Below are 18945 nucleotides of genomic sequence, written 5' to 3'. Positions count from 1 at the left end.
ACCGCATGGAGACGCTAGTGAACAACACTCGCACGGAAAACGATTCGCTCGGCAGCCTCGAAGTGCCCCGGGAGGCCTACTGGGGCATTCACACCGCACGCGCGCTGGACAACTTCGCCATCTCCGGGGACGCCATCGGCCGCTACCCGGCGCTGATCATCTCGCTGGCCGCCGTCAAACAGGCTGCGTGCCGCGCCAATCGGGAGCTGGGCCTGCTCGATGACCGCCGCGCGGATGCCATCGAGGCGGCGTGCGCCGAGATCCGCGGCGGCGCATTGCACGACCAGTTCCCGATCGATCCCATCCAGGGCGGTGCTGGCACCTCGACGAATATGAACGCCAACGAGGTCATCGCCAACCGGGCCCTGGAACTGCTCGGCTTCGAGCGCGGCGACTACGCCGAACTCGATCCGCTGGATCATGTGAACCTCGGCCAGTCCACAAACGATGTCTATCCGACGGCCGTCAGACTCGCTGTCGTGCAGCACATTCGGCTGCTGGTGGCCGCGATGGGCCGGCTGACCGGCGAGTTCGCCCGCAAGTCGGCCGAGTTCGCCGATGTGCTCAAGATGGGCCGCACCCAGTTGCAGGATGCGGTGCCGATGACGCTGGGTCAGGAGTTCGGCACCTTCGCGGTGATGCTGCGCGAGGACTGCGCCCGGCTGGAGGAGGGCATCGCCCTGCTGCGCGAGGCGAATCTGGGCGGCACCGCCATCGGCACCGGCATCAACGGTCATCCGCTGTATCCCGCGCTGGCGTGCGCGCAGCTCAGTGAGCTGACCGGTGAGCAGGTGGTGTCGGCCGAGAATCTGATCGAGGCCACTCAGGACTGCGGCGCGTTCGTGCAGATCTCCGGGATTCTCAAGCGGGTGGCGGTGAAGCTGTCCAAGACCTGCAATGATCTGCGCCTGATGTCGTCGGGCCCGATCACGGGCCTGGGCGAGATCAATCTGCCGCCGGTGCAGGCGGGTTCGTCGATCATGCCGGGAAAGGTCAATCCGGTCATTCCGGAAATCGTCAATCAGGTGGCCTTCGAGGCCATCGGCTCGGATCTGACGGTCACCATGGCGGCGGAGGGCGGGCAGTTCCAGCTCAACGCATTCGAGCCGATCATCGGTTACAGCCTGCTGCGCACGACCGCGCATCTGACCGCGGCGGCCGACACCCTGGCCACGAAATGCGTCAGTGGAATCACGGCAAATCGGGAACGCCTCTACGACAGCGTGCATCGCTCGATCGGAATTGTCACCGCACTGACCCCGCATATCGGATATGCCGCAAGTGCCCGAATCGCCAAGCACGCCTTGCAAACCGGACAGCCGGTGGCCGAGGTCGCGACCGAACTCGGCCTGCTCACACCCGAGACCGTGCACGCATTGCTGGCGCCGCATCGCCTGGCCGGATTGCCCAGTCCGACCCCCGCCTGACGCGCGGCTCGCCTGGTCATCGCAACTTGCGGCAAATCGGCAACAGGACCGGATAGTTTTTTTGGTATGTTCGGCGCGGTGTCTCCACCGCATGCCGAGTATTCGCCAAGTCTCGCCCGGCAGGCGTCGGGCGGGGCCGGGCGTGGATATCGCAGTGTCGCTCATCCCCGCACAGTGGGGTGCCGCAAGCTTACGAATGGTCTCGAGCAAGGAGTGTTGGCCTTGTCGTTTCGAACAACGCGGTTTAGAACTGCCTGTGCCGCCGCGACGTCCGTGGTCGCGGTCGCCGCGGGAGTGCTGTCCGCTACCACCGGTGCACCGCACGCTGCCGCCGCGCCCGGCGGCTGCCCGGACATCAATGTCATCGCCGTCCCCGGTACCTGGGAGACGTCCGACAGTGATCCGCGCCAGGGCATGTTGTCCCTGGTGACGCGCGGCCTGCCGGGCAATGTGCAAACGGATTACGTCAACTATGCCGCCACCGCCCTGCCCTGGGAGGGTGCGGTCTACGGTCGCTCCGAGCATGAGGGCGTCAACAATGCCCGGGGCATGATCTCCGATATGGCGGCCCGCTGTGGCAACACACGTTTCGCCATGGTCGGTTACAGCCAGGGTGCGAACGTGGCGGGCGATGTGGCCGCCGAGATCGGCACCGGGATCGGGGTCATCCCGCCCGATCGGCTGATCGCGGTCGGCCTGCTGTCCGACCCCCGCCGCTCTCCCACCGACGCGCTGGTGGGCCCGCCGGTGCCGGGTGCGGGTGCGGGCGGCGCCCGGGTGGGTGGCTTCGGCTGGGTGAGCCCGGCGGTCCGGTCCTTCTGTGCGGCGGGCGATTTGTACTGTTCCGTCCCCACCGATGACCTCGCCGGGCGTTTTGCCGGCTGGGCCACCGAACTGTCCGCGCCCGATGTGCTGCAGGTCCCCAACTACGTCTACAACTTCAATTCCATCCTCGGCGAAGCCCTGATCCCCGGCTGGCAGTCCATTCTGTCCGCCCCGCAGGACGATCCGTCGAGCAAACAGTGGACCCGGCAGATCCAGGACTTCCTGGCCTCCGGCGTGCACCAGTCCTACCCGCGCTACGTGGTGGACAGCAATGGCACCACCGCCACCACCTGGCTGCACAACTGGCTGTCCGACCTGGCCGGCCACTGATCCGAGCCGAAGAAGAAGCCAAAGAATGGGCCCGGCACCGATTTCGGTGCCGGGCCCATTCTTTGCCGCTTCAGCCGCTTCAGCCGATATCGCCGAAGAACTGGTAGCCGGTGGGATCACCGGTCATCTTCCAGTGCAGGCCCTGCAGCAGGAAGCACGCCACGAGATTGGTGCCGGCAAAGGCCAGCAACACCATCGGGGTAATCCGGGCCGCGGTACGCAGCCCCGCCGAGGCAGCCGCCAGCGGTTCGGCGAACTGGGTCAGGAACAACGCGACGGCAGCGGCGAATGCGGCGGCCACGAAGGTGATCAGCGCCCAGGTGTACAGATGCAGCCCGAACAACGCACCGGCATAACCGGGATCCGGCGGCACCACATGCATGAGCACCTGCGCGGCCGACACCATGCCGCCGAGTATGGCGGCCATGATCGACCACCCCCAGCCCGCGGCGAATTCCCGGGTGGTCACCGAACCGGTGCGCGAACGCACAATGATCCACACCGGACCGATCGCGGTCAGCAGGAAGAACATTCGCTGCAGCAGGCACATCGGGCACGGGTGCTCCCACAACCCGAACTGGAAGAAATACGCGCCGGCCAAGGTGCCGCAGATACCCAGCACATAGACATGTGCGAACCACAATCCGAGACGATGGGAAAGGCTTGTCATCTCGGGCATCACAGCCCGATTCCGAACGACCGGCCCACGACGTGCGGCAGAAAGGCCAGCACCGCCAGCGCCAATGTCCCCGAGCACAACGCCATGACCTTGGGCCGCGGCCAGTTTCGGACCACGCCCACCGCACAGAGCACGATCAACGCAAAAAGTAGGGTGTACACAACGACCTGATTTCATCGGATTCCTGTTTCATCCTCGACTCTGCCCGCGAGGATTGCTATCAGGTAGCCGCCACGAATCGATGCACCCATAGATTCGATCTATGGGTGCATCGAGGGCCGGGTGATATCAGGCGCGGAGTTCGAGAGCTATTGCGCCGGTGAGGAGTTGGCGAGCCGCATCCAGGGAGATCGACCCACTGTGCCAGCGTTCGCTGAGTCCCTCGACGAGCGCCGTGAGGCGGACCGCCGCGGCATCGGCATCGACGCCGGGACCGACCGCGCCGGAATCCTGGGCCTGGCGGATCAGGAGTTCGACATCGGCGTTCCACGCCCGGGTGGTGTTCCGCAGCGGTTCCCGGAGGTCCGGGTTGAACACCGCGCTGGCACGCAATTCGCCCCAGGCGATGCTGGTTTCGCGGACCTCGTCACTGTCCTGAAGTTCGAGCAGGAGCATCCGCTCGACCTGGGTGCGTGGATCGGCGATCTCGGTGAAGGCCGTGTCGGTGTAGCCCTGCGCGCGGTGATTGATGTGCTCGAGGGCCGCGTGCAGCACGCCGGACCGATCCTTGAAGTGGTAGTAGATCAATGCCGTCGACACTTCGGCCGCGGCGGCGAGCTTCTCTATGCGCAGTCCGCGCACGCCATCCTGAGCGATGACACGGACTGCGGCTTCCAGGATCTGGGTTCGACGTTCCGACACGGTTCCTCACAGTAGGGGTGAGCCGGCTAGGCGGGCTCTTGCTGGGTGGTGCAGTGGATGCCGCCACCGCCGGCGGCGATGCCGTCGATATTGATCTGCACCACCTGGCGACCCGGGAACAGGCGCTCCAGCGTCGATTTCGCGGCGGCGTCGGTATCCGGGTCACCGAATTCGGGGCCGATGACCGCGCCGTTGCAGACATAGAAGTTGATGTATCCGGCGGCGAAATCCTCGTCCGCGAACGTCTCTCGCACGGTCGACGGCCCTTCGAGCACCTCGACCTGGAGCGCGTTCCCGTGCACATCCGTGGCCGAGTGCAGGATGTCGAGGTGACGGCGGGTCACGTCGTAATCGAAAGAGTCCGGATCGTTTTCGAGTCCGGCCACCACCACGCCCGGGCTCGCGAAGCGGGCGTAGAAATCGGTGTGACCGTCGGTGATGTCCTTACCGGCGATGCCCGGCAGCCAGATCACCTTCTTGACGCCCAGCAGGTGGTCGAGTTCGGCCTCGACATCCTGCTTCTTCCAGCCGCGGTTGCGATTGTTGTTGAGGACGCAGCTCTCGGTGATGATCGCGGTGCCCTGACCGTCGACCTCGAGTGCGCCGCCCTCGAGGACGAGATCGGTGTGCACCGTCTCGACTCCCGCACGGCCGGTGACGAATTGGGCCACCTTCGCGTCATTGCGGTGCTGCTGCTTGCCGCCCCAGCCGTTGAAGTTGAAATCCACACCGGCCTTGGTGTTCCCGTTCTTCACGAACACCGGGCCGGTATCGCGCATCCAGAGATCGTCGAGTTCGGCGGCCACGAGTTCCACGTTCGCGTCGCCGATGAGTGTCTTGGCCTGCCCCAGCTGCCCCGGGGAGACCAGCATGGACACCGGCTCGAACCGGGCGATGGTGGTGGCGATGCCGGCCAGGTTGCGTTGCACCTCCGGCACCAGGTTCGCACCCCAGATGCGTTCGTTCGCGGCGAACGCCATCCAGGTGCGGGTGTGCGGCTGTCCCTCGTCGGGCATCAGCCAGGTCCTGCCGTCGTCGTGTTCACCGCTGGGACCGCCGCCGAGCGGCAGGCTCTTGTCGTTGCAAGCGGCGAGCAGCACACTGCCGAGCGCGGCCATAGAAGTCTGGACGAACGTCCGTCGTCGCATTTCCATGTCTCCTCTGTTCGACCCTCGCAGACCAGGACTCTAGATCCTGACTAAAAAATTAGTCAAGGCGACGGGCACCGACGTGACCCACGTCATGCAGATTTGCTATCGAGCCGATTATGCCTGGCCGGAGGTCCCCGACATCAGGTCGTAGCAGTAGTCCACCCAGGTGGTGACGAAGCGATCGCGGTCCACGCCGAGCGGGGGCTGCGAATAGGTCCACTGGGTGCGCGCGTAGTTGAACACCGCGCCGATCATGACGGTGGCGGAGGCTTCCGGATCACGGGCGGGGTGACTGGTCTCGGCCGCCCAGCGGCAGGTGAACTGCACGGCGGCCAGATGCGCGGCGTCGATGAGGTTGACGCGGAAGTGGTCGCGCAGCTCCGGGAAGCGATCGCCGTCGCGTTCGACGACGCGGAACAGATCCCGCTGCTGCTCGATCGCGCCCAGCAGCCAGCGGCACACCAGTGTCAGTTCGGACCGGAGATCGCCCAGCGGCAGCAGGCCGAGCACCGCCGCCTGCCCCTGCGAGATCTCGCGGATATGGGTGTCCACGGCTGCGGCGAGCACTTCCTCCTTGGACTGGAAATGCCGGTAGAAGCCGCCGCCGCGGGGTGTCAGGCCGGCGTCGCCCTCGATATCGCCGACGGTGGTGCCCGCGAAACCCTTGTCCGCGAACAGCTTCAGCGCCGAGTTCAGCAGTCGCTCGCGCGTGGACCCGCTGCCCTCCCCCGCCCCGGTGACCGCGTCGGGTGACGGCGTTCGCTCGGGCTTGGGCGGAGTTCGTTTCGGCATTCGGCCATTATCGCCCGGCGTATCACCGCGGCCCGTCAGGCATTGACCATGCCATCAATTGATTACTAGAATCATCACTGGATTGCACGGCTGGCATCGACAGCCACACCTCACCCACTCAGGGGGTTCCCGTGACCAAGAAGAATCTGACCGCGTCCATCGACATCGACGCAGCGCCGGAACAGGTTTGGGGCATCGTGTCCGATCTGAAGCGCATGCCCGAATGGAGTGACCAGTGCCGGCTGATGCGGCCGCTGGGCCGTGTCAAGGTCGGCGCCCTCACCGTCAACATGAACCATCGCGGCCGCAGGTACTGGCCCACGGTCTCCAAGATCGAACGCTTCGAACCCGGCCACGCCATCGCGTTCCGCACCCTGAGCAACGACAGCGTGTGGCACTTCGAAATCACGCCCACCGCAACCGGTTCCACCGTCGTGCACCGCCGCACCGTGCCCCCGCACGGCACCAAGTGGATCTCGTACACCATCGTCGACCACTGGCTCGGCGGCGAGGAGACCTTCGATATCGAGATGGAGGAAGGCCTGAACACCACACTGCGGCGGATCAAGGCGGCCCTCGAGCATCGCCCAGCCGAAATCTGGCCGCGCACCGTGTGAATACCGATGGCCCGACCGGGTAGTGCGTGAGGACGACACACGGACGCGCGACCTCCCGGAAAGGACTCATCATGCTGCGGCGAGTTGCTCATCCCCTGTTGGCGGCGGTTTTCGTCGTCGACGGAATCGATACGCTCACCAGTCCCGAACCGCGGGCGAAGGCGGCGACGGAACTCGTGCACCGCGGCGAGAAGCGGCTGCCGCCCAAGCTGGCGGCCTATCTGCCCGACGACCCCCTGCTGGCGGTCCGGATCAATGCCGCGGTCCGGATCGGTGGCGGGGCGCTGCTCGCACTGGGCAAGCTGCCGCGTCTCTCGGCGGTCGTGCTCGCCGCGACCATCATTCCGTCCGCACTGACCGAGGACGATTACTGGAGCGAGCAGAGTCCGGAGCGGAGGGCGGCGAAACGCACTTCGCTACTGAAGGACGCGAGCCTGCTCGGCGGCCTGCTGATCGCCTCCACCGACCGGGAGGGCAGGCCCTCGCTGGGCTGGCGTGGGCGGCGGGCGGTTTCGCGGCTCCGCAATGAATCCACGCCCCCGCGCGAGCGTTTCGCGGATATCGCCGATTTCGCGAAGGATCACGGGCCCGAACTGGGCTCCGCACTGCGGGATCAGGGCGGGAAGCTCGTCGAGGTCACCCGCGATCTCGGTGCCCAGGTGGGTACGGTGGCCGCCGATCGGGGCGGGAAGCTCCTCGACGCGGCCCTCGAACGCGGCAGCCAGTTCGCCGAGGTCGCGCGTGAACGTGGCGGACAGGTCGCCGAAATCGCACGCGAGCGCAGCGAACAGCTCGCGGAAGTAGCGCGCGAGCGCAGCGAGCAGCTGGCCGAGGCGGCACGCGAGCGCGGCGAACAGCTCGCGGACGTGGCGCGCGAACGCGGGGAACAGCTGGCCGACGCCACTCGCGAGGCGACTCGCGACGCGGCTTCCCGCGTGCGCTGACGCTGCCTCGAATTCCCCGGTCCTGTTGCAGGGCCGGGGATTTCAGCTGCCCGGGGCCGGCGGCTCCGCATCCAGGCGCGGAAAGAGCATCTCCTGCACGAGCAGCAGGACGGCCGCGGCCAGCGGGATGGCGATGAGCGCGCCCAGGACACCGAGCAGTGCGCCACCGATCAGCACGGCGACCACGGTCACCACGGCGGGGACCTGCACGGTGCGGCCGATGATGCGAGGCGAAAGCAGGTAGTCCTCGAGCAGGCGCAGGACGAGGAAGAAACCGATGGTGGCCAAGCAGACCGGGAATGAGACGGTCAGCGCGACCACCGCGATGATCAGCCCGGCGAGGGTGGATCCGATCAAGGGGATCAGGTCGAGCAGCGCCACCAGCACCGCGAGCACGAGCGGGAACGGCACGCGGAATGCGGTGAGCCACACGAAGGTCAGGGCGCCGGTGACCAGTGAGATCAGCAGGTTACCGAGCACATAGCCGCCGACCTTCGCGAAAATGGCGTCTCCGATGAGGATTGCGCGCGGGCGGCGCGAGGCCGGGAACAGGCGATACAGATTCGCGCGCAGGCTGGGGAAATTCGCCGAGAAGTAGGCGGTCAGCACCGCGACGATGACGGTACTGGTCAAGGCGCTGAACACGATTCGCCCCGCGCCCACCACGCCGCGCGATACCGGTCCGAAGTCGTTGCCCAGCCCTTGGCGCAATTTCTGGTCGAGCTGGAAACGCTGGTCCAGTGACCGCACCAGCGGATAGGTCTGTTCCAGGTGGTGCAGCCGGTCGGGCCCGTGCGCGATCAGCGCTTGGGCCTGGGCGATGAGCGGGGTGATCGCCGCGAACAGGAATCCGCCCAGTCCGGCGAGCACGAGCACGTACACCAGGGCCACGGCCACCGTGCGCCGGAATCGATGCCGCACCAGCCAGGAGATCGCGGGTTCGATTCCGATGGCCAGGAACATGGATGCCACCACGAGCAGCAGCGCCTCGCGGGCGGCGAGCAGGGCGCGCACCCCGGCCAGTGCGACGAGAACGCCTGCGGCACCGGCCAATCCGAGCATGAACGGCGAGCGCCGGTCGAACCTCCGTCCGGGCGTCCCGAGAGGATGTTCGGCGCCGGTTTGTTCGGCGGCTTCGGCTTCCGCCTCCAGAATGGGTTCGGGTTCGTCGGTGGGTTCCGGTCTGCCCACCCAGTCGTCGGGCTGTTCGCCGGGCGCCGGCTGCTCCTGGTCGTTCTGGTCGCTCATGACTCCACCTCGGTGCGCTTCCGCACGGGCAGTACCCCATGGAAGGGTTGTCAGTCCCCGAGCGATGCCCGGTCAGTCTTTGAGCGATTCCTCGCGAAGCCAGTTGAGGGTTCGGGTGAGGATGCGGGAGACCTGCATCTGCGAGACGCCGAGTTGTTCGGCGATCTGGCTCTGGGTCTTGGATTCGAAGAACCGCATGACCAGCACGCGCCGTTCGCGGTCCGGTAGTTCTTCGATGAGTGGCCGCACCGCCAGAAACTGATCGACCAGTTCGTAATTCGGTTCTTCCTCGCCCAGCGCGTCCAGCAGCGCGAGCGGCGTGTTCTCGCCTTCATCGGGCGCCACCGCGTCCAATGAGGTGCTCTGATAGGCGTTGGAGGCGAGCAGCGCCTGGGTGATCTCCGGCCGGTCCACGCCGAGTTCGGCGGCCAGTTCGCGGGCCTTGGGCATGCGGCCCAGCCGCTGGGCGAGGGTTTCGATGGTGATGCCGAGCCGATTCTGGGTTTCCTTGACCCGTCTCGGTACCCGTACCGCCCAGGTGTTGTCGCGGAAGTAGCGCCGGACCTCACCCATGATGGTCGGCACGGCGAAGGACAGGAACCGCGAGCCGCGGCTCACATCGAAGCGGTCGATGGACTGCACCATGCCGAGCCGCGCGACCTGCAGCAGGTCTTCGTAGGCTTCGCCGCGGCCGGAGAACTTGCGCGCGATGTGGTCGGCCAGGGGCAGGCATCGGCGAATTGCTTCCTCCCGCAGGGCATCTCGCTCGGAAGCATCGTTTTCCGCGGCGACGGCAAGCGCTTTCAGCAGCGGCTCGATATCGTCGTAACTGTCACCCGTCATCGGCGTCACTCCGTACTCGGCTGAACTGCACGAGTATCGGGTACCCGCCGAGACGGTCGTCGAACGTGCCGGGTGTTATTTCCAGGGAATCGGTCAAGGTGCCCAGCACGTGCCAGGCGAAACTGTCCTCGTCGATGGCGTTGTCGGTGGCGCCGACCGAGGCGACCCGCACGGTGATCGCCTCGGCGTCGTAACGGAATTCGCAGTCGATCACCGCGCCCGGCACGGCGGCGACGATCATGGCGGTCGCGACCTCGTCGAGGGCCACGCGCATATCGGTGACCACGTCCAGGGTGAAATCCGCTGTCAGCATGATGGTTTCGGTGATCGCGCGCAGCATGCCGAGTTGGGCGGCCGCCGCCGGTATCTGCAGTCGGAGCACATTGCGGTGATCATCCGGCGCCGCGGTCGAATCGGACGCCGGCTCGGATTCGATGTGCCGGCCCCGGGTCGATTTCGTCATCGCCCGCCACCCCCGTCGATGCGCTCGTGCACTGTCAGCAGCAGATGATCGAACCGGGTCCGCAGCGAGGCGGTGGAGTCGGCGAACGAGCCGAGCTCCTCGACCAATTGTTCGGCGAGCGCCCGCAGTTTCGTATTGGTCTCCTGGGACCGCCAGGTCAGGACCCGGAAGGCCTGGTCGGCGCTGATGCCGTAGACCAGCCGCAACGCCCCTTTGGCCTGTTCGATCACCGCGCGGGCGGCGAACAGTTCGGGTAACTCGTCGTCGAGCGTCTCCTGCCGTTGTTCGGCCAGCGTATCGGTGACGTCGATGTAGTAGCCCGCGGTGCCCACGACCCGGCCGTCGTCATCGAGCATCTGGTCGCCGACGACGATCACGTGGTGAACTTCGCCGGCCGTGTCCACGATGCGGTGCCGGCTGCAGAACGGCTCGGCGTCCTGGACCGACCGGTCGATCGTGTTCGCGACCTGCACCCGGTCGTCGGGATGCTTGTGCGTCAGCAGCAGTTCGGTGGTCGGGTGTACCGTCCCGGGCCGATACCCGTGCATTTCGGCCAGTTCGTCGGACCATTCCCATCGCTGATCGTCGAACCAGAAGCGGAAGCTGCCGATCGTCTGCGCACAACCGGGCCCACCCATCACCTGCTCGAACGCCTTCACCTCATCGGGCGAGGCCTCACCACCGTGCATCACAGTGGGAATTATCCGCTTCGCCGCTGCTGAAAGTGCTGTTCCGCGTGCATACGGAATCGCTGTTCCGCGTGCATACGGCCGGGCCGGGTGGCAATACCACCCGGCCCGGCCGCCGTTCCGGCGATTCACGCTGTTCTCGCGTGTATTACCGCTGCTGCTGCGCGCGCTGGCGGGCCTCTTCGGCCGCGGCCTTGGCACGCTCCGCCTCGGCCTGGGCCTCCTTCTTGGCCGCCTCGCGCTGGGCTTCCGCCTTGTCCTGCTGGGTGCGGCCCTCGCGGCGCAGATTCTCATCGCCGAAGACGCTGCCCGCTACCTCCTTGACCTTGCCCTTGATGCCCTCGGCCGCGCCTTCCAGGCCTTCGCGGGGTCCGCTCTTCTCGTGTTCGGACATGTGATGTACCTCCGGAATATCGGATTTTCAGGGACATCCCGAGTGCTACCCGGCCATTTGGCGACGAAACAGCCACGCCACCAATAACTTTCGTGAGCGGGATCACCTCGTGTTTCACCCGACCGGTCGGGGTCATTGCCGGTCCGTGACATCGGTCCGAGAATCGGCCGCCCGACACCCGCACACCGGCGCCCGCGCCGCCGGACCTTTGACTTCGCTGGATCGGATACCACAATTCGGCATGCCGGGTATACGATTTCACCCTGGTACATGCCGGTCGAGAACACGGCTGGCTACCGCCGACTTTCCATACCGGCCCCGTCGGTGTGGCATCCGCTGAAAGGCATGCCTTGTCCGACGTATCGATCGTCTCGGACCGCCTCGATATCAGTCCCAATGGCGACAGCACGGGGCTGCTGTCGGAATTGGTACAGCATCTGCGGCAGAACCGGACGGTCCTTCGGGAAGAGTGGGCGCGGCGCATTACCAGCGCCCAGCTGCTCACCGCGATGACGCCCGACGAGATGTTCTCCGAAGCGACCTCGGTCTACGACAATTACGTCGCCGTGCTGGAGACCGGTTCGGTGGAGGCGCTGCAGGATTACGCGCGTGACCTGTCCGAGCGCATCATTCCGCGGGGCGTGGAAACCGACGAGGTGCTCGGTATCGTACTGCTGCTGCGAGACGTGCTGGCGCGCTCGCTGTTCCAGAAGTACCAATCCGACTTCGAGGTGCTCAATCGCGTTCTCGACGCCTACGAACCCGCCGCGAACCGTATCGCCAATACCGTGGGCGTCTCCTTCGTCGATGAGCGCGAACGCATCATCCGCCAGCAGCAGGAAGCCATCCGCGAGCTCTCCACCCCCGTGCTGCAGGTGCGTGAGCAGTTGCTCATCCTCCCGATCATCGGCGTACTGGACGGTCAGCGGGCCAGACAGCTCACCGAGCAGTTGCTGCGCGCGATTCGCGCCAATCGCGCCAAGGTCGTCGTCATCGATATCACCGGTGTGCCCGAAATCGATTCCACCGTCGCCAACCACCTGGTGCAGACCGTCGACGCCTCCGGCCTCATGGGCGCGAGCGTGATCATCACCGGCATGTCCTCGAAGATCGCCCTCACCCTGGTGGCCATCGGTCTCGACTTGTCCAAGATGAACGCGGTCGGCGACCTCCAGGGCGGTATCGAGGAAGCCGAACGCCTGCTCGGTTACGAGGTCAGCCGCACCGGCGACAACAGCTGACTCCGTGAGAGCTCGCGAAGTGCCAGCTACTCCGGAGTCGTGTTCCGGGTGTCGACGGCGGGCAGGTTGGCCAGGCGAACATTGCCACGTGCGATGAGTTTTCCCTCGGAGTCGGTGATCGTCACGGCCCACAGCTGCTGAGCTCGACCACGATGCAACGGGAGAGCCACGCCGTAGAGTGTTCCTTCGCGCGTCGCCCGCAGGAAATCGGTGTTGTTGTTCACCCCGACCACCCGGCCACGCTCGCCGTACCAGTGCGAGCCGCCGACGCTGCCCAGCGCCTCGACCACCGCACTGTAGACACCGCCGTGCACGATCCCGTCGGGCTGATGCAGGGTGGGGTTGATCGACAGTTCCGCTGCCACCCGATCGCTGGTGACCTCGCTGTACTTCAGGCCCAGCACGTCGCCGAAACCCGCATTGATATTGTCTCCGACCATATTTCGGGTGCTCATTTCAGAACGCGGCTTCGTGGAGTTCCATGACGTCGATGTCGATCTCGGCCAGGATGGATTTGGTGGAGGTCAGACTCGGCAGGATGTTCTTGGCGAAGAACGCCGCGGCCGCGACCTTGCCTTCGTAGAACCGGCGATCCTCCCCCTCGGCGCCGGCCAGCAAGGCAGTGAGGGCGATTTCGGCGTGGTGTAGCAGTTGCCATCCGATCAGTAGGTCGCCCACCGCGAGCAGGTACCGCACCGAGCCGAGGCCGATCTTGTACAGCTTGCGAGGATCCTGTTGTGCGGCAACGAGGTAGGCGGTCATCGTCATGGTCATCTCGTGGACGTCCTCGAGCGCTGTCTTCAGCAGTGCGCGTTCGGTTTTGAGTGCGTCCTGGGCGACGTCGCTGTCGAGGAACGCCGTGATCTGCGCGGTCAGGTGCCGCAGCGCCACACCCTGGTCGCGGGCGATCTTGCGGAAGAAGAAGTCCTGCGCCTGGATGGCGGTGGTGCCCTCGTAGAGCGAGTCGATCTTCGCGTCGCGGATGTACTGCTCGATCGGGTAGTCCTGCAGGAAGCCCGACCCACCGAAGGTCTGCAGCGATTCGGTCAGGTACTGGTATGCCCGCTCGGAACCGACACCCTTCACGATCGGCAGCAACAGATCGTTGACGCGGAACGCGGTGTCGGTGTCGGCGCCGGAAACCAGTTCGGCCACATCGGCGTTCTGGTGCGCGGCGGTGTACAGGTACACCGCGCGCATACCCTCGGCATAGGCCTTTTGCAAGATCAGACTGCGCCGCACATCGGGGTGATGGGTGATCGTCACCCTGGGCGCGTCCTTGTCCGCCGAGCGGGTCAGGTCCGCGCCCTGCACACGAACCTTGGCATACTCCAACGCGTTCAGGTACCCGGTCGACAACGTGCCGATGGCCTTGGTGCCCACCATCATCCGCGCGTTCTCGATGACGTCGAACATCTGCGCGATCCCGTTGTGCACCTCGCCCACCAGCCAGCCCTTCGCGGGCACACCATGCCCGCCGAAGGTCAGCTCACAAGTGGCCGAGGCCTTCAACCCCATCTTGTGCTCGACATTGGTGACGAACACACCGTTGCGCTCACCCCGGGTCCGGGTGTCGAAATCGAAGTGGAACTTCGGCACATAGAACAGCGACAGGCCCTTGGTGCCCGGTCCGGCGCCCTCGGGGCGGGCCAGCACCAGATGCATGATGTTCTCGAACAGATCATCGGAATCACCCGAGGTGATGAACCGCTTCACACCCTCGATATGCCAGGAACCATCCTCCTGCGCAACGGCTTTGGTACGGCCCACACCGACGTCGGAGCCCGCGTCCGGCTCGGTCAGCACCATGGTGGCGCCCCAATTGCGCGCAGCGATGGTCCGAGCCCACCGCTTCTGCTCATCGGTGCCGTTGTCGTAGAAGATGTTCGCGAACGCCGGCCCCGCGTTGTACAGATGAGCGCCCGGCTGGGCACTGACGATCATCTCGGTCAACGCCCACGACACCGCACGCGGTACCGCCTGCCCACCGAGTTCTTCCGCGACACCCAACAGGGCCCAGCCACCGGCCTGCAACGCCCGGAACGACCGCTTGAACGGCTCGGGCAGCCGCACCGAGTGCGTCTCGGGATCGAAAGTCGGTGGATGACGGTCGGTCTCGGCATACGACGCCGCCAGCGGACCCTCGGCCAGCCGCCGAACCTCACGCAACATCTCACGCACCGCGTCCGAGTCCAGCTCGCCGTAGGCTCCCGACTCCAGAAGCGGGCCCAGACCGAGCGCTTCGAAGAGGTTGAACTCCAGATCACGCACATTGCTCTTGTAATGACCCATCGACCGGGTCCTTTCTCGATCGTCGCCAAGCGTGCATCACGCGATGCCCATCCCGGCGGACAACCGAGATTGATACGCGCTTGCGTATCATCTACATGAAATGACTATCTGTCAACGCTTATCTTCGGGCCCGATATGACAGCCGGCAAAAAGCGGCTTCCGTGCATGTCTTCGCCGCAATCGGGTAGGCGGCCCGGTAAGGCGAACAACGACAACACAAGGAGTTGGTTCAGAGTCATGAGCACCGCGAACACACCCTCGGAGGCCGCTCGTACCCCATCCGATTCGAAGACGGCGCTGCTGATCTACGCCATCGTGCCGGCCGAAACGCGGCTCGCGGCAGACGGTATCGGCCGTGTCCCCTCCCCGGTCCGCACCGTCACGCACGGGCCGATCGCGGCGCTGGTCAGCGAGGTGCCGGCCGGGCAGCCGCTGGATCAGGCCGAGGACATCCGGGGTTTCGCGAATATCGTGGACGCCCTGGTCACTCAGGGACCCATCATTCCCATGCGGTTCGGCTCCGCGCTGCCCGACGACAAGGCCGTGGACGAGAGCCTGCTCGCGCCGAACGAGGAACGCTTCCATGCGGCGCTGGGCCAATTGTTCGGGCAGGCCGAATATCTGGTGCAGGCCCAGTACCTCGAGATGCTCACCACCGCGGTGGCCGAGGAGCAACGCCACGCCGACAGTGAGATCCTGCTGCGGGCCCTGTCGCAGCTGACCGGGCAGATCTCGGTACGGCCGCCCACCCACGATGCGGAACTGGCCGATATCGCCGTGCTGATCCCGTTCGACAAGCAGCAGGAACTGCTGCACATCGTGAACAGCTTTGCCGAGGAGTGGCAGCAGCGGGCGCAGCTGCGCATCGTGGGACCGCTGGCGGCGTGGGATTTCCTGGCCGCCGAGGCCCCGGAGTCGACCGCGCGACTGCGCTGAGGTAGCCGAGTTCCACTGGGTGGTACCGGAACCGCTCGACGACCGGCCGCTGTGCTCTAGTGGATCAATGCGTCTGGATATCCAGCTCGATGCCCGGCCGGATCAATTGCTCTCCAGGGCAACCGATCTGGCCGGGCTCGGGATCGATGGGCTGTTCACCTTCGAGGGCCGTCATGATGTCTTCGTACCGCTCGCGGTGGTCGCGGCGGCGGTGCCGGTGGACATCATGACGAATGTCGCCGTGGCCTTTCCGCGGAGTCCGCTGCAGGTGGCGCACGCGGCCTACGATCTGCAACTGCTGAGCGGTGGCCGTTTCCGGCTCGGGCTCGGGTCGCAGGTCCGGACGCATATCGAAAAACGTTATGGCGCAACCTGGTCCAAGCCCGCGGCGCGGCTGGGTGAGTTCGTATCGGCGGTGCGGGCCATCCTCTCGGCCTGGCAGACCGGCGAACCATTGGACTTCCGCGGCGAATTCACGACGCACACCTTCATGCCCGCCGCTTTCGACCCGGGCCCGAATCCGATGGGGATGCCGCCGATCCTGATGGGCGGCTCTGGGCCGATCATGGTGCGCACGGCGGCCGAGGTGGCCGACGGACTGCTGGTGATGCCGTTCCATACCGAGCGGCACTTCCGGGAGCGCACACTGACCGCGGTTCGCGCGGGCCTGGATCGGGCCGGCCGCGCGGCCGAGGATTTCACGATCGTGCCGCAGGTGATGGCGGCAATGGGCACGACCCCGGAGCAGCGGACCCGGGCCGAAGCCGGTGTGCGCGAACTGATCGCCTTCTACGGGTCGACCCCGGCCTACGCGCCGGTCCTCGAGGTCGAAGGCCGAGGCGAGCTGCAGCCGCAGCTGAACGCCTTGTCCAAGCGCGGCGCCGCGGATCGGATGGCCGAGCTGATCGACGATTCGCTGCTGTCCGCGGTCGCGGTCACCGGAACTCCGGAACAGTGCGCGGCCGAGATCTGCCGCCGCTTCGGCGAAGTGGCCGATCGAGTGTGTGTCTACTTCCCCGGCTACACCCCGGATTCGCGGGACATCGCCGCCCTGCGCACCGCCCTGCGGTCATGATGACGGAATATCGGACAATCCAATTCGATGTCGGTGCGCGCATCGCGACGGTGACGCTGCATCGACCGGACCGCCGCAATGCCTTCACCCGCGAGATGGGCGTGGAACTCGCGGATGCCTACCGCCGCTGCGACGCCGACGATGACATCCGGGCCGTGGTGCTCACCGGTACCCCGCCCGCGTTCTGTGCGGGCGCCGATCTCGCGACCGGTGACCGCACCTTCACCGAGCCGGGCGCGGAGTTCAGCGCCGCCGGTGTCGAGCTGCCGGCGTGGCGGGTGCGCAAGCCGGTGATCGCGGCCGTCAACGGTCATGCCGTGGGGATCGGCCTCACCCTGGCCTTGCAGTGCGATCTGCGCATCATGGCCGCGGACGCCAAATACGGTGTGGTGCAGGTGCGCCGGGGCATGATCGGTGACGCCTACTCGCATTGGACACTGCCGCGACTGGTCGGTATGTCACGCGCCGCGTATCTGCTGCTGACCGGCGCCACCATCGACGGCCGGCGGGCCGCCGAGATGGGTCTGTGCCTGGAGGTCCTGCCGGCCGCGGAAGTCCTCGACGCCGCCCTGGCGATTGCCCGCGATATCGCCGAGCACACCGCCCCTTTGGCGGTGGCGGCGAGCAAACGCCTGCTGTGGTCCGCCTTCGAGAACGACGAACACCGCACGGCCGCCGCCGAAACCGATCTGCACCTGCTGCTGATGGAGCACGACGATGCGCGCGAAGGCATGCGCGCCTTCCTCGACAACCGGCTGCCCGACTGGACGGGCCGGCCGAGCCGGCTGCCCGCGGATCCGCCGTCAGCGTGAGATCCCCGCGAGCTTGGCCAGGTAGCCGACTTCCGTTCGGGTGAGGTAGTTGTCACGGCGAAGCAGGTGCTGGACGCAGTGGTGGGCTTCGGCGTCGTAGCGGATGTCCTCCGGGCTGACATTGGCGATCTTCATCAAAGCCAGTGTGGCCTCGGCGTCCTCGCGCCGCAGAACGTAGGCGCGGGCCTGGCAGATGTGATAAGCGGCGCGGCGTTCATAGGATTGCCCCTCGAAGAGCGGGACCGCCGGCGCCAGCCGGATGGCCTGATCCGGATCGTGCTGCGCGAGCGCCATTTCCACCGTCGTGATGCCGACCTCGCTGGGACCGAAGGGGATTCCGCGCGCGGTGCGATCGGCGCCGAAGCTCACGGCCCGGGTCTTGGCCTCGCTGAGCAGTCCCGCCGATTCGGTGAGATCGCCGGCGACGGCCGCGGCGTGCGAGGCCAGCAGGCGTAGCGCGGCATCGATGATGTCCGAATCCGGCGTGGACAGCCCGGTTTCGGTTAGTCGGCAGGCGGCCGCCAGGGCGTAGTCGTGGCTCTCGACCGGATGTCCGGAGTGCAGGAGTGCGGTGGCGACGTGCCAGGCGCTGGCGGCGATCAGCAGCGGCTGATGCACCTGCGCCGCCGTGCCCATGGCGCGATCGGCGACGGTGGCGGCCATGCTGTGGTCGCCGCAGGCGGTGAGCAGGTGGCGGGCAATGTGATACGCCTCGACGAGCTGATCGGCCGTCTCCAGGTTCTGTAGCTGCCAGCGCGCGGAGCGGGCCGCCTCGATGACATCCGGGAGGGTGCGGGTGAGCTGTGAATACCGTTGCGCCGAACCCGTCCACACCTGGCGGCAGGTGCGCAGGTCGGCGGTCAGGACCGCCTGGTCGTAGTCGTCGACCGGGCGATTGCTCCGGATTCGCAAGGCGGGGTGGTCGATGATGACCTCGCGCAGTTCGCGAAGGCATTCGTGGGGTTCGACATTCGTGTGTGGAATCACCCGGGCGGGCCAGTCGATCAATTCGGTGACGTCGTCGATCTGCAGCACTTCGGCGAGCCGGGCCAATACTTCAAGGCTGTCCAGTTTGCGTTGTCCGGATTCGACGAGTCTGAGCCATTCCTCGCTGCGGCCAACCAGATTCGCCACCACCTTCCGGGATAGGCCGCGACGCCGCCGGCGGAATTCGAGCCGTTGACCCACCGTCTGTCCACCCATTTTCGGCGTCACGAAAGCCAATGGTGACATCACCATTCGGGCACGCGCGGCGACATGGAAGTATCGGTTTGGGCACAGTCTCCATTCGGGCGCGTCGCCGGTTCGGACTCTTCGCCGGTTCGG

21 protein-coding genes are annotated in these 18945 nt (G+C 66.1%); 8 read left to right on the top strand and 13 right to left on the bottom strand.

What is annotated here, in order from left to right:
• Positions 1 to 5: 5 nt before the first annotated feature.
• Both ACIP5Y_RS37910 and ACIP5Y_RS37905 read left to right on the top strand, forming a co-directional pair.
• The gene (locus ACIP5Y_RS37910) at positions 6 to 1427 is read left to right on the top strand and encodes an aspartate ammonia-lyase (protein WP_400357386.1); all 1422 of its coding nucleotides are present in this window, start codon (positions 6 to 8) and stop codon (positions 1425 to 1427) included.
• Positions 1428 to 1700: 273 nt separating this feature from the next.
• On the top strand, positions 1701 to 2582 hold the full coding sequence (locus ACIP5Y_RS37905; RefSeq protein WP_400357384.1) for a cutinase family protein: 882 nt from the start codon (positions 1701 to 1703) through the stop codon (positions 2580 to 2582).
• Between the two features lie 79 nt (positions 2583 to 2661).
• Here ACIP5Y_RS37905 and ACIP5Y_RS37900 read toward each other — a convergent pair whose 3' ends face one another.
• The 5 genes from ACIP5Y_RS37900 to ACIP5Y_RS37880 all read right to left on the bottom strand — a co-directional run bounded on the left by ACIP5Y_RS37900 (position 2662) and on the right by ACIP5Y_RS37880 (position 6065).
• Entirely contained in the window at positions 2662 to 3252 is a 591-nt protein-coding gene (locus tag ACIP5Y_RS37900; protein WP_400357382.1) for a disulfide bond formation protein B, read from the bottom strand.
• An 8-nt stretch (positions 3253 to 3260) separates the two neighbouring features.
• Positions 3261 to 3422: a hypothetical protein gene (locus ACIP5Y_RS37895; RefSeq protein WP_400357380.1), complete on the bottom strand. Its 162-nt coding sequence runs from the start codon at positions 3420 to 3422 to the stop codon at positions 3261 to 3263.
• Positions 3423 to 3549: 127 nt separating this feature from the next.
• Positions 3550 to 4122, bottom strand: a complete 573-nt coding sequence (locus tag ACIP5Y_RS37890) for a TetR/AcrR family transcriptional regulator (protein WP_400357378.1) — start codon at positions 4120 to 4122, stop codon at positions 3550 to 3552.
• Positions 4123 to 4148: 26 nt separating this feature from the next.
• Positions 4149 to 5270, bottom strand: a complete 1122-nt coding sequence (locus tag ACIP5Y_RS37885; protein ID WP_400357376.1) for an agmatine/peptidylarginine deiminase — start codon at positions 5268 to 5270, stop codon at positions 4149 to 4151.
• Between the two features lie 117 nt (positions 5271 to 5387).
• A complete protein-coding gene (locus ACIP5Y_RS37880) occupies positions 5388 to 6065 on the bottom strand; it encodes a TetR/AcrR family transcriptional regulator (RefSeq protein WP_400357374.1) in 678 nt (225 codons plus the stop codon).
• A 131-nt stretch (positions 6066 to 6196) separates the two neighbouring features.
• On the opposite strand from ACIP5Y_RS37880, the gene ACIP5Y_RS37875 reads away from it, so the two are divergent.
• Positions 6197 to 6682: an SRPBCC family protein gene (locus tag ACIP5Y_RS37875; protein WP_400357373.1), complete on the top strand. Its 486-nt coding sequence runs from the start codon at positions 6197 to 6199 to the stop codon at positions 6680 to 6682.
• Between the two features lie 71 nt (positions 6683 to 6753).
• On the top strand, positions 6754 to 7626 hold the full coding sequence (locus ACIP5Y_RS37870; protein ID WP_400357372.1) for a DoxX family membrane protein: 873 nt from the start codon (positions 6754 to 6756) through the stop codon (positions 7624 to 7626).
• Positions 7627 to 7668: 42 nt separating this feature from the next.
• Here ACIP5Y_RS37870 and ACIP5Y_RS37865 read toward each other — a convergent pair whose 3' ends face one another.
• The 5 genes from ACIP5Y_RS37865 to ACIP5Y_RS37845 all read right to left on the bottom strand — a co-directional run bounded on the left by ACIP5Y_RS37865 (position 7669) and on the right by ACIP5Y_RS37845 (position 11263).
• On the bottom strand, positions 7669 to 8874 hold the full coding sequence (locus tag ACIP5Y_RS37865) for an AI-2E family transporter (RefSeq protein WP_400357371.1): 1206 nt from the start codon (positions 8872 to 8874) through the stop codon (positions 7669 to 7671).
• Positions 8875 to 8946: 72 nt separating this feature from the next.
• On the bottom strand, positions 8947 to 9717 hold the full coding sequence (locus ACIP5Y_RS37860) for an RNA polymerase sigma factor SigF (protein WP_400357369.1): 771 nt from the start codon (positions 9715 to 9717) through the stop codon (positions 8947 to 8949).
• Entirely contained in the window at positions 9707 to 10180 is a 474-nt protein-coding gene (locus ACIP5Y_RS37855; protein ID WP_400357367.1) for an anti-sigma factor, read from the bottom strand. The genes ACIP5Y_RS37860 and ACIP5Y_RS37855 overlap by 11 nt, the downstream gene beginning before the upstream one ends.
• Positions 10177 to 10869: a PAS and ANTAR domain-containing protein gene (locus ACIP5Y_RS37850; RefSeq protein ID WP_400358057.1), complete on the bottom strand. Its 693-nt coding sequence runs from the start codon at positions 10867 to 10869 to the stop codon at positions 10177 to 10179. The genes ACIP5Y_RS37855 and ACIP5Y_RS37850 overlap by 4 nt, the downstream gene beginning before the upstream one ends.
• A gap of 148 nt (positions 10870 to 11017) precedes the next feature.
• The gene (locus tag ACIP5Y_RS37845; protein WP_400357366.1) at positions 11018 to 11263 is read right to left on the bottom strand and encodes a CsbD family protein; all 246 of its coding nucleotides are present in this window, start codon (positions 11261 to 11263) and stop codon (positions 11018 to 11020) included.
• A 350-nt stretch (positions 11264 to 11613) separates the two neighbouring features.
• On the opposite strand from ACIP5Y_RS37845, the gene ACIP5Y_RS37840 reads away from it, so the two are divergent.
• Positions 11614 to 12504 carry an STAS domain-containing protein gene (locus ACIP5Y_RS37840; RefSeq protein ID WP_400357364.1) on the top strand — a complete coding sequence of 297 codons (891 nt, stop codon included), beginning with the start codon at positions 11614 to 11616 and terminating at the stop codon, positions 12502 to 12504.
• Positions 12505 to 12530: 26 nt separating this feature from the next.
• On the opposite strand, the gene ACIP5Y_RS37835 is transcribed toward ACIP5Y_RS37840, so the two are convergent.
• Positions 12531 to 12959 carry a PaaI family thioesterase gene (locus ACIP5Y_RS37835; protein WP_400357362.1) on the bottom strand — a complete coding sequence of 143 codons (429 nt, stop codon included), beginning with the start codon at positions 12957 to 12959 and terminating at the stop codon, positions 12531 to 12533.
• 1 nt (position 12960) lies between these two features.
• Positions 12961 to 14796, bottom strand: coding sequence for an acyl-CoA dehydrogenase (locus tag ACIP5Y_RS37830; protein WP_400357360.1), 1836 nt, complete (start codon positions 14794 to 14796; stop codon positions 12961 to 12963).
• 237 nt (positions 14797 to 15033) lie between these two features.
• Here ACIP5Y_RS37830 and ACIP5Y_RS37825 point away from each other — a divergent pair, with 237 nt between their 5' ends.
• From ACIP5Y_RS37825 to ACIP5Y_RS37815, 3 genes are all read left to right on the top strand, one after another.
• A complete protein-coding gene (locus ACIP5Y_RS37825; RefSeq protein WP_400357358.1) occupies positions 15034 to 15732 on the top strand; it encodes a GvpL/GvpF family gas vesicle protein in 699 nt (232 codons plus the stop codon).
• Positions 15733 to 15799: 67 nt separating this feature from the next.
• Entirely contained in the window at positions 15800 to 16807 is a 1008-nt protein-coding gene (locus tag ACIP5Y_RS37820) for a TIGR03617 family F420-dependent LLM class oxidoreductase (protein WP_400357356.1), read from the top strand.
• Positions 16804 to 17619 carry an enoyl-CoA hydratase/isomerase family protein gene (locus ACIP5Y_RS37815; RefSeq protein ID WP_400357355.1) on the top strand — a complete coding sequence of 272 codons (816 nt, stop codon included), beginning with the start codon at positions 16804 to 16806 and terminating at the stop codon, positions 17617 to 17619. Before ACIP5Y_RS37820 ends, ACIP5Y_RS37815 begins: the two co-directional genes overlap by 4 nt.
• Here the strand turns inward: ACIP5Y_RS37815 and ACIP5Y_RS37810 are convergent.
• Positions 17611 to 18822, bottom strand: coding sequence for a helix-turn-helix domain-containing protein (locus ACIP5Y_RS37810; RefSeq protein ID WP_400358056.1), 1212 nt, complete (start codon positions 18820 to 18822; stop codon positions 17611 to 17613). The genes ACIP5Y_RS37815 and ACIP5Y_RS37810 overlap by 9 nt on opposite strands.
• Positions 18823 to 18945: the final 123 nt, after the last annotated feature.

The organism is Nocardia sp. NPDC088792, from assembly GCF_044750615.1.
GTDB lineage: Bacteria > Actinomycetota > Actinomycetes > Mycobacteriales > Mycobacteriaceae > Nocardia.
Note: the sequence above shows the minus strand (reverse complement) of the source record. Positions and strands in the feature narration are given on the sequence as shown.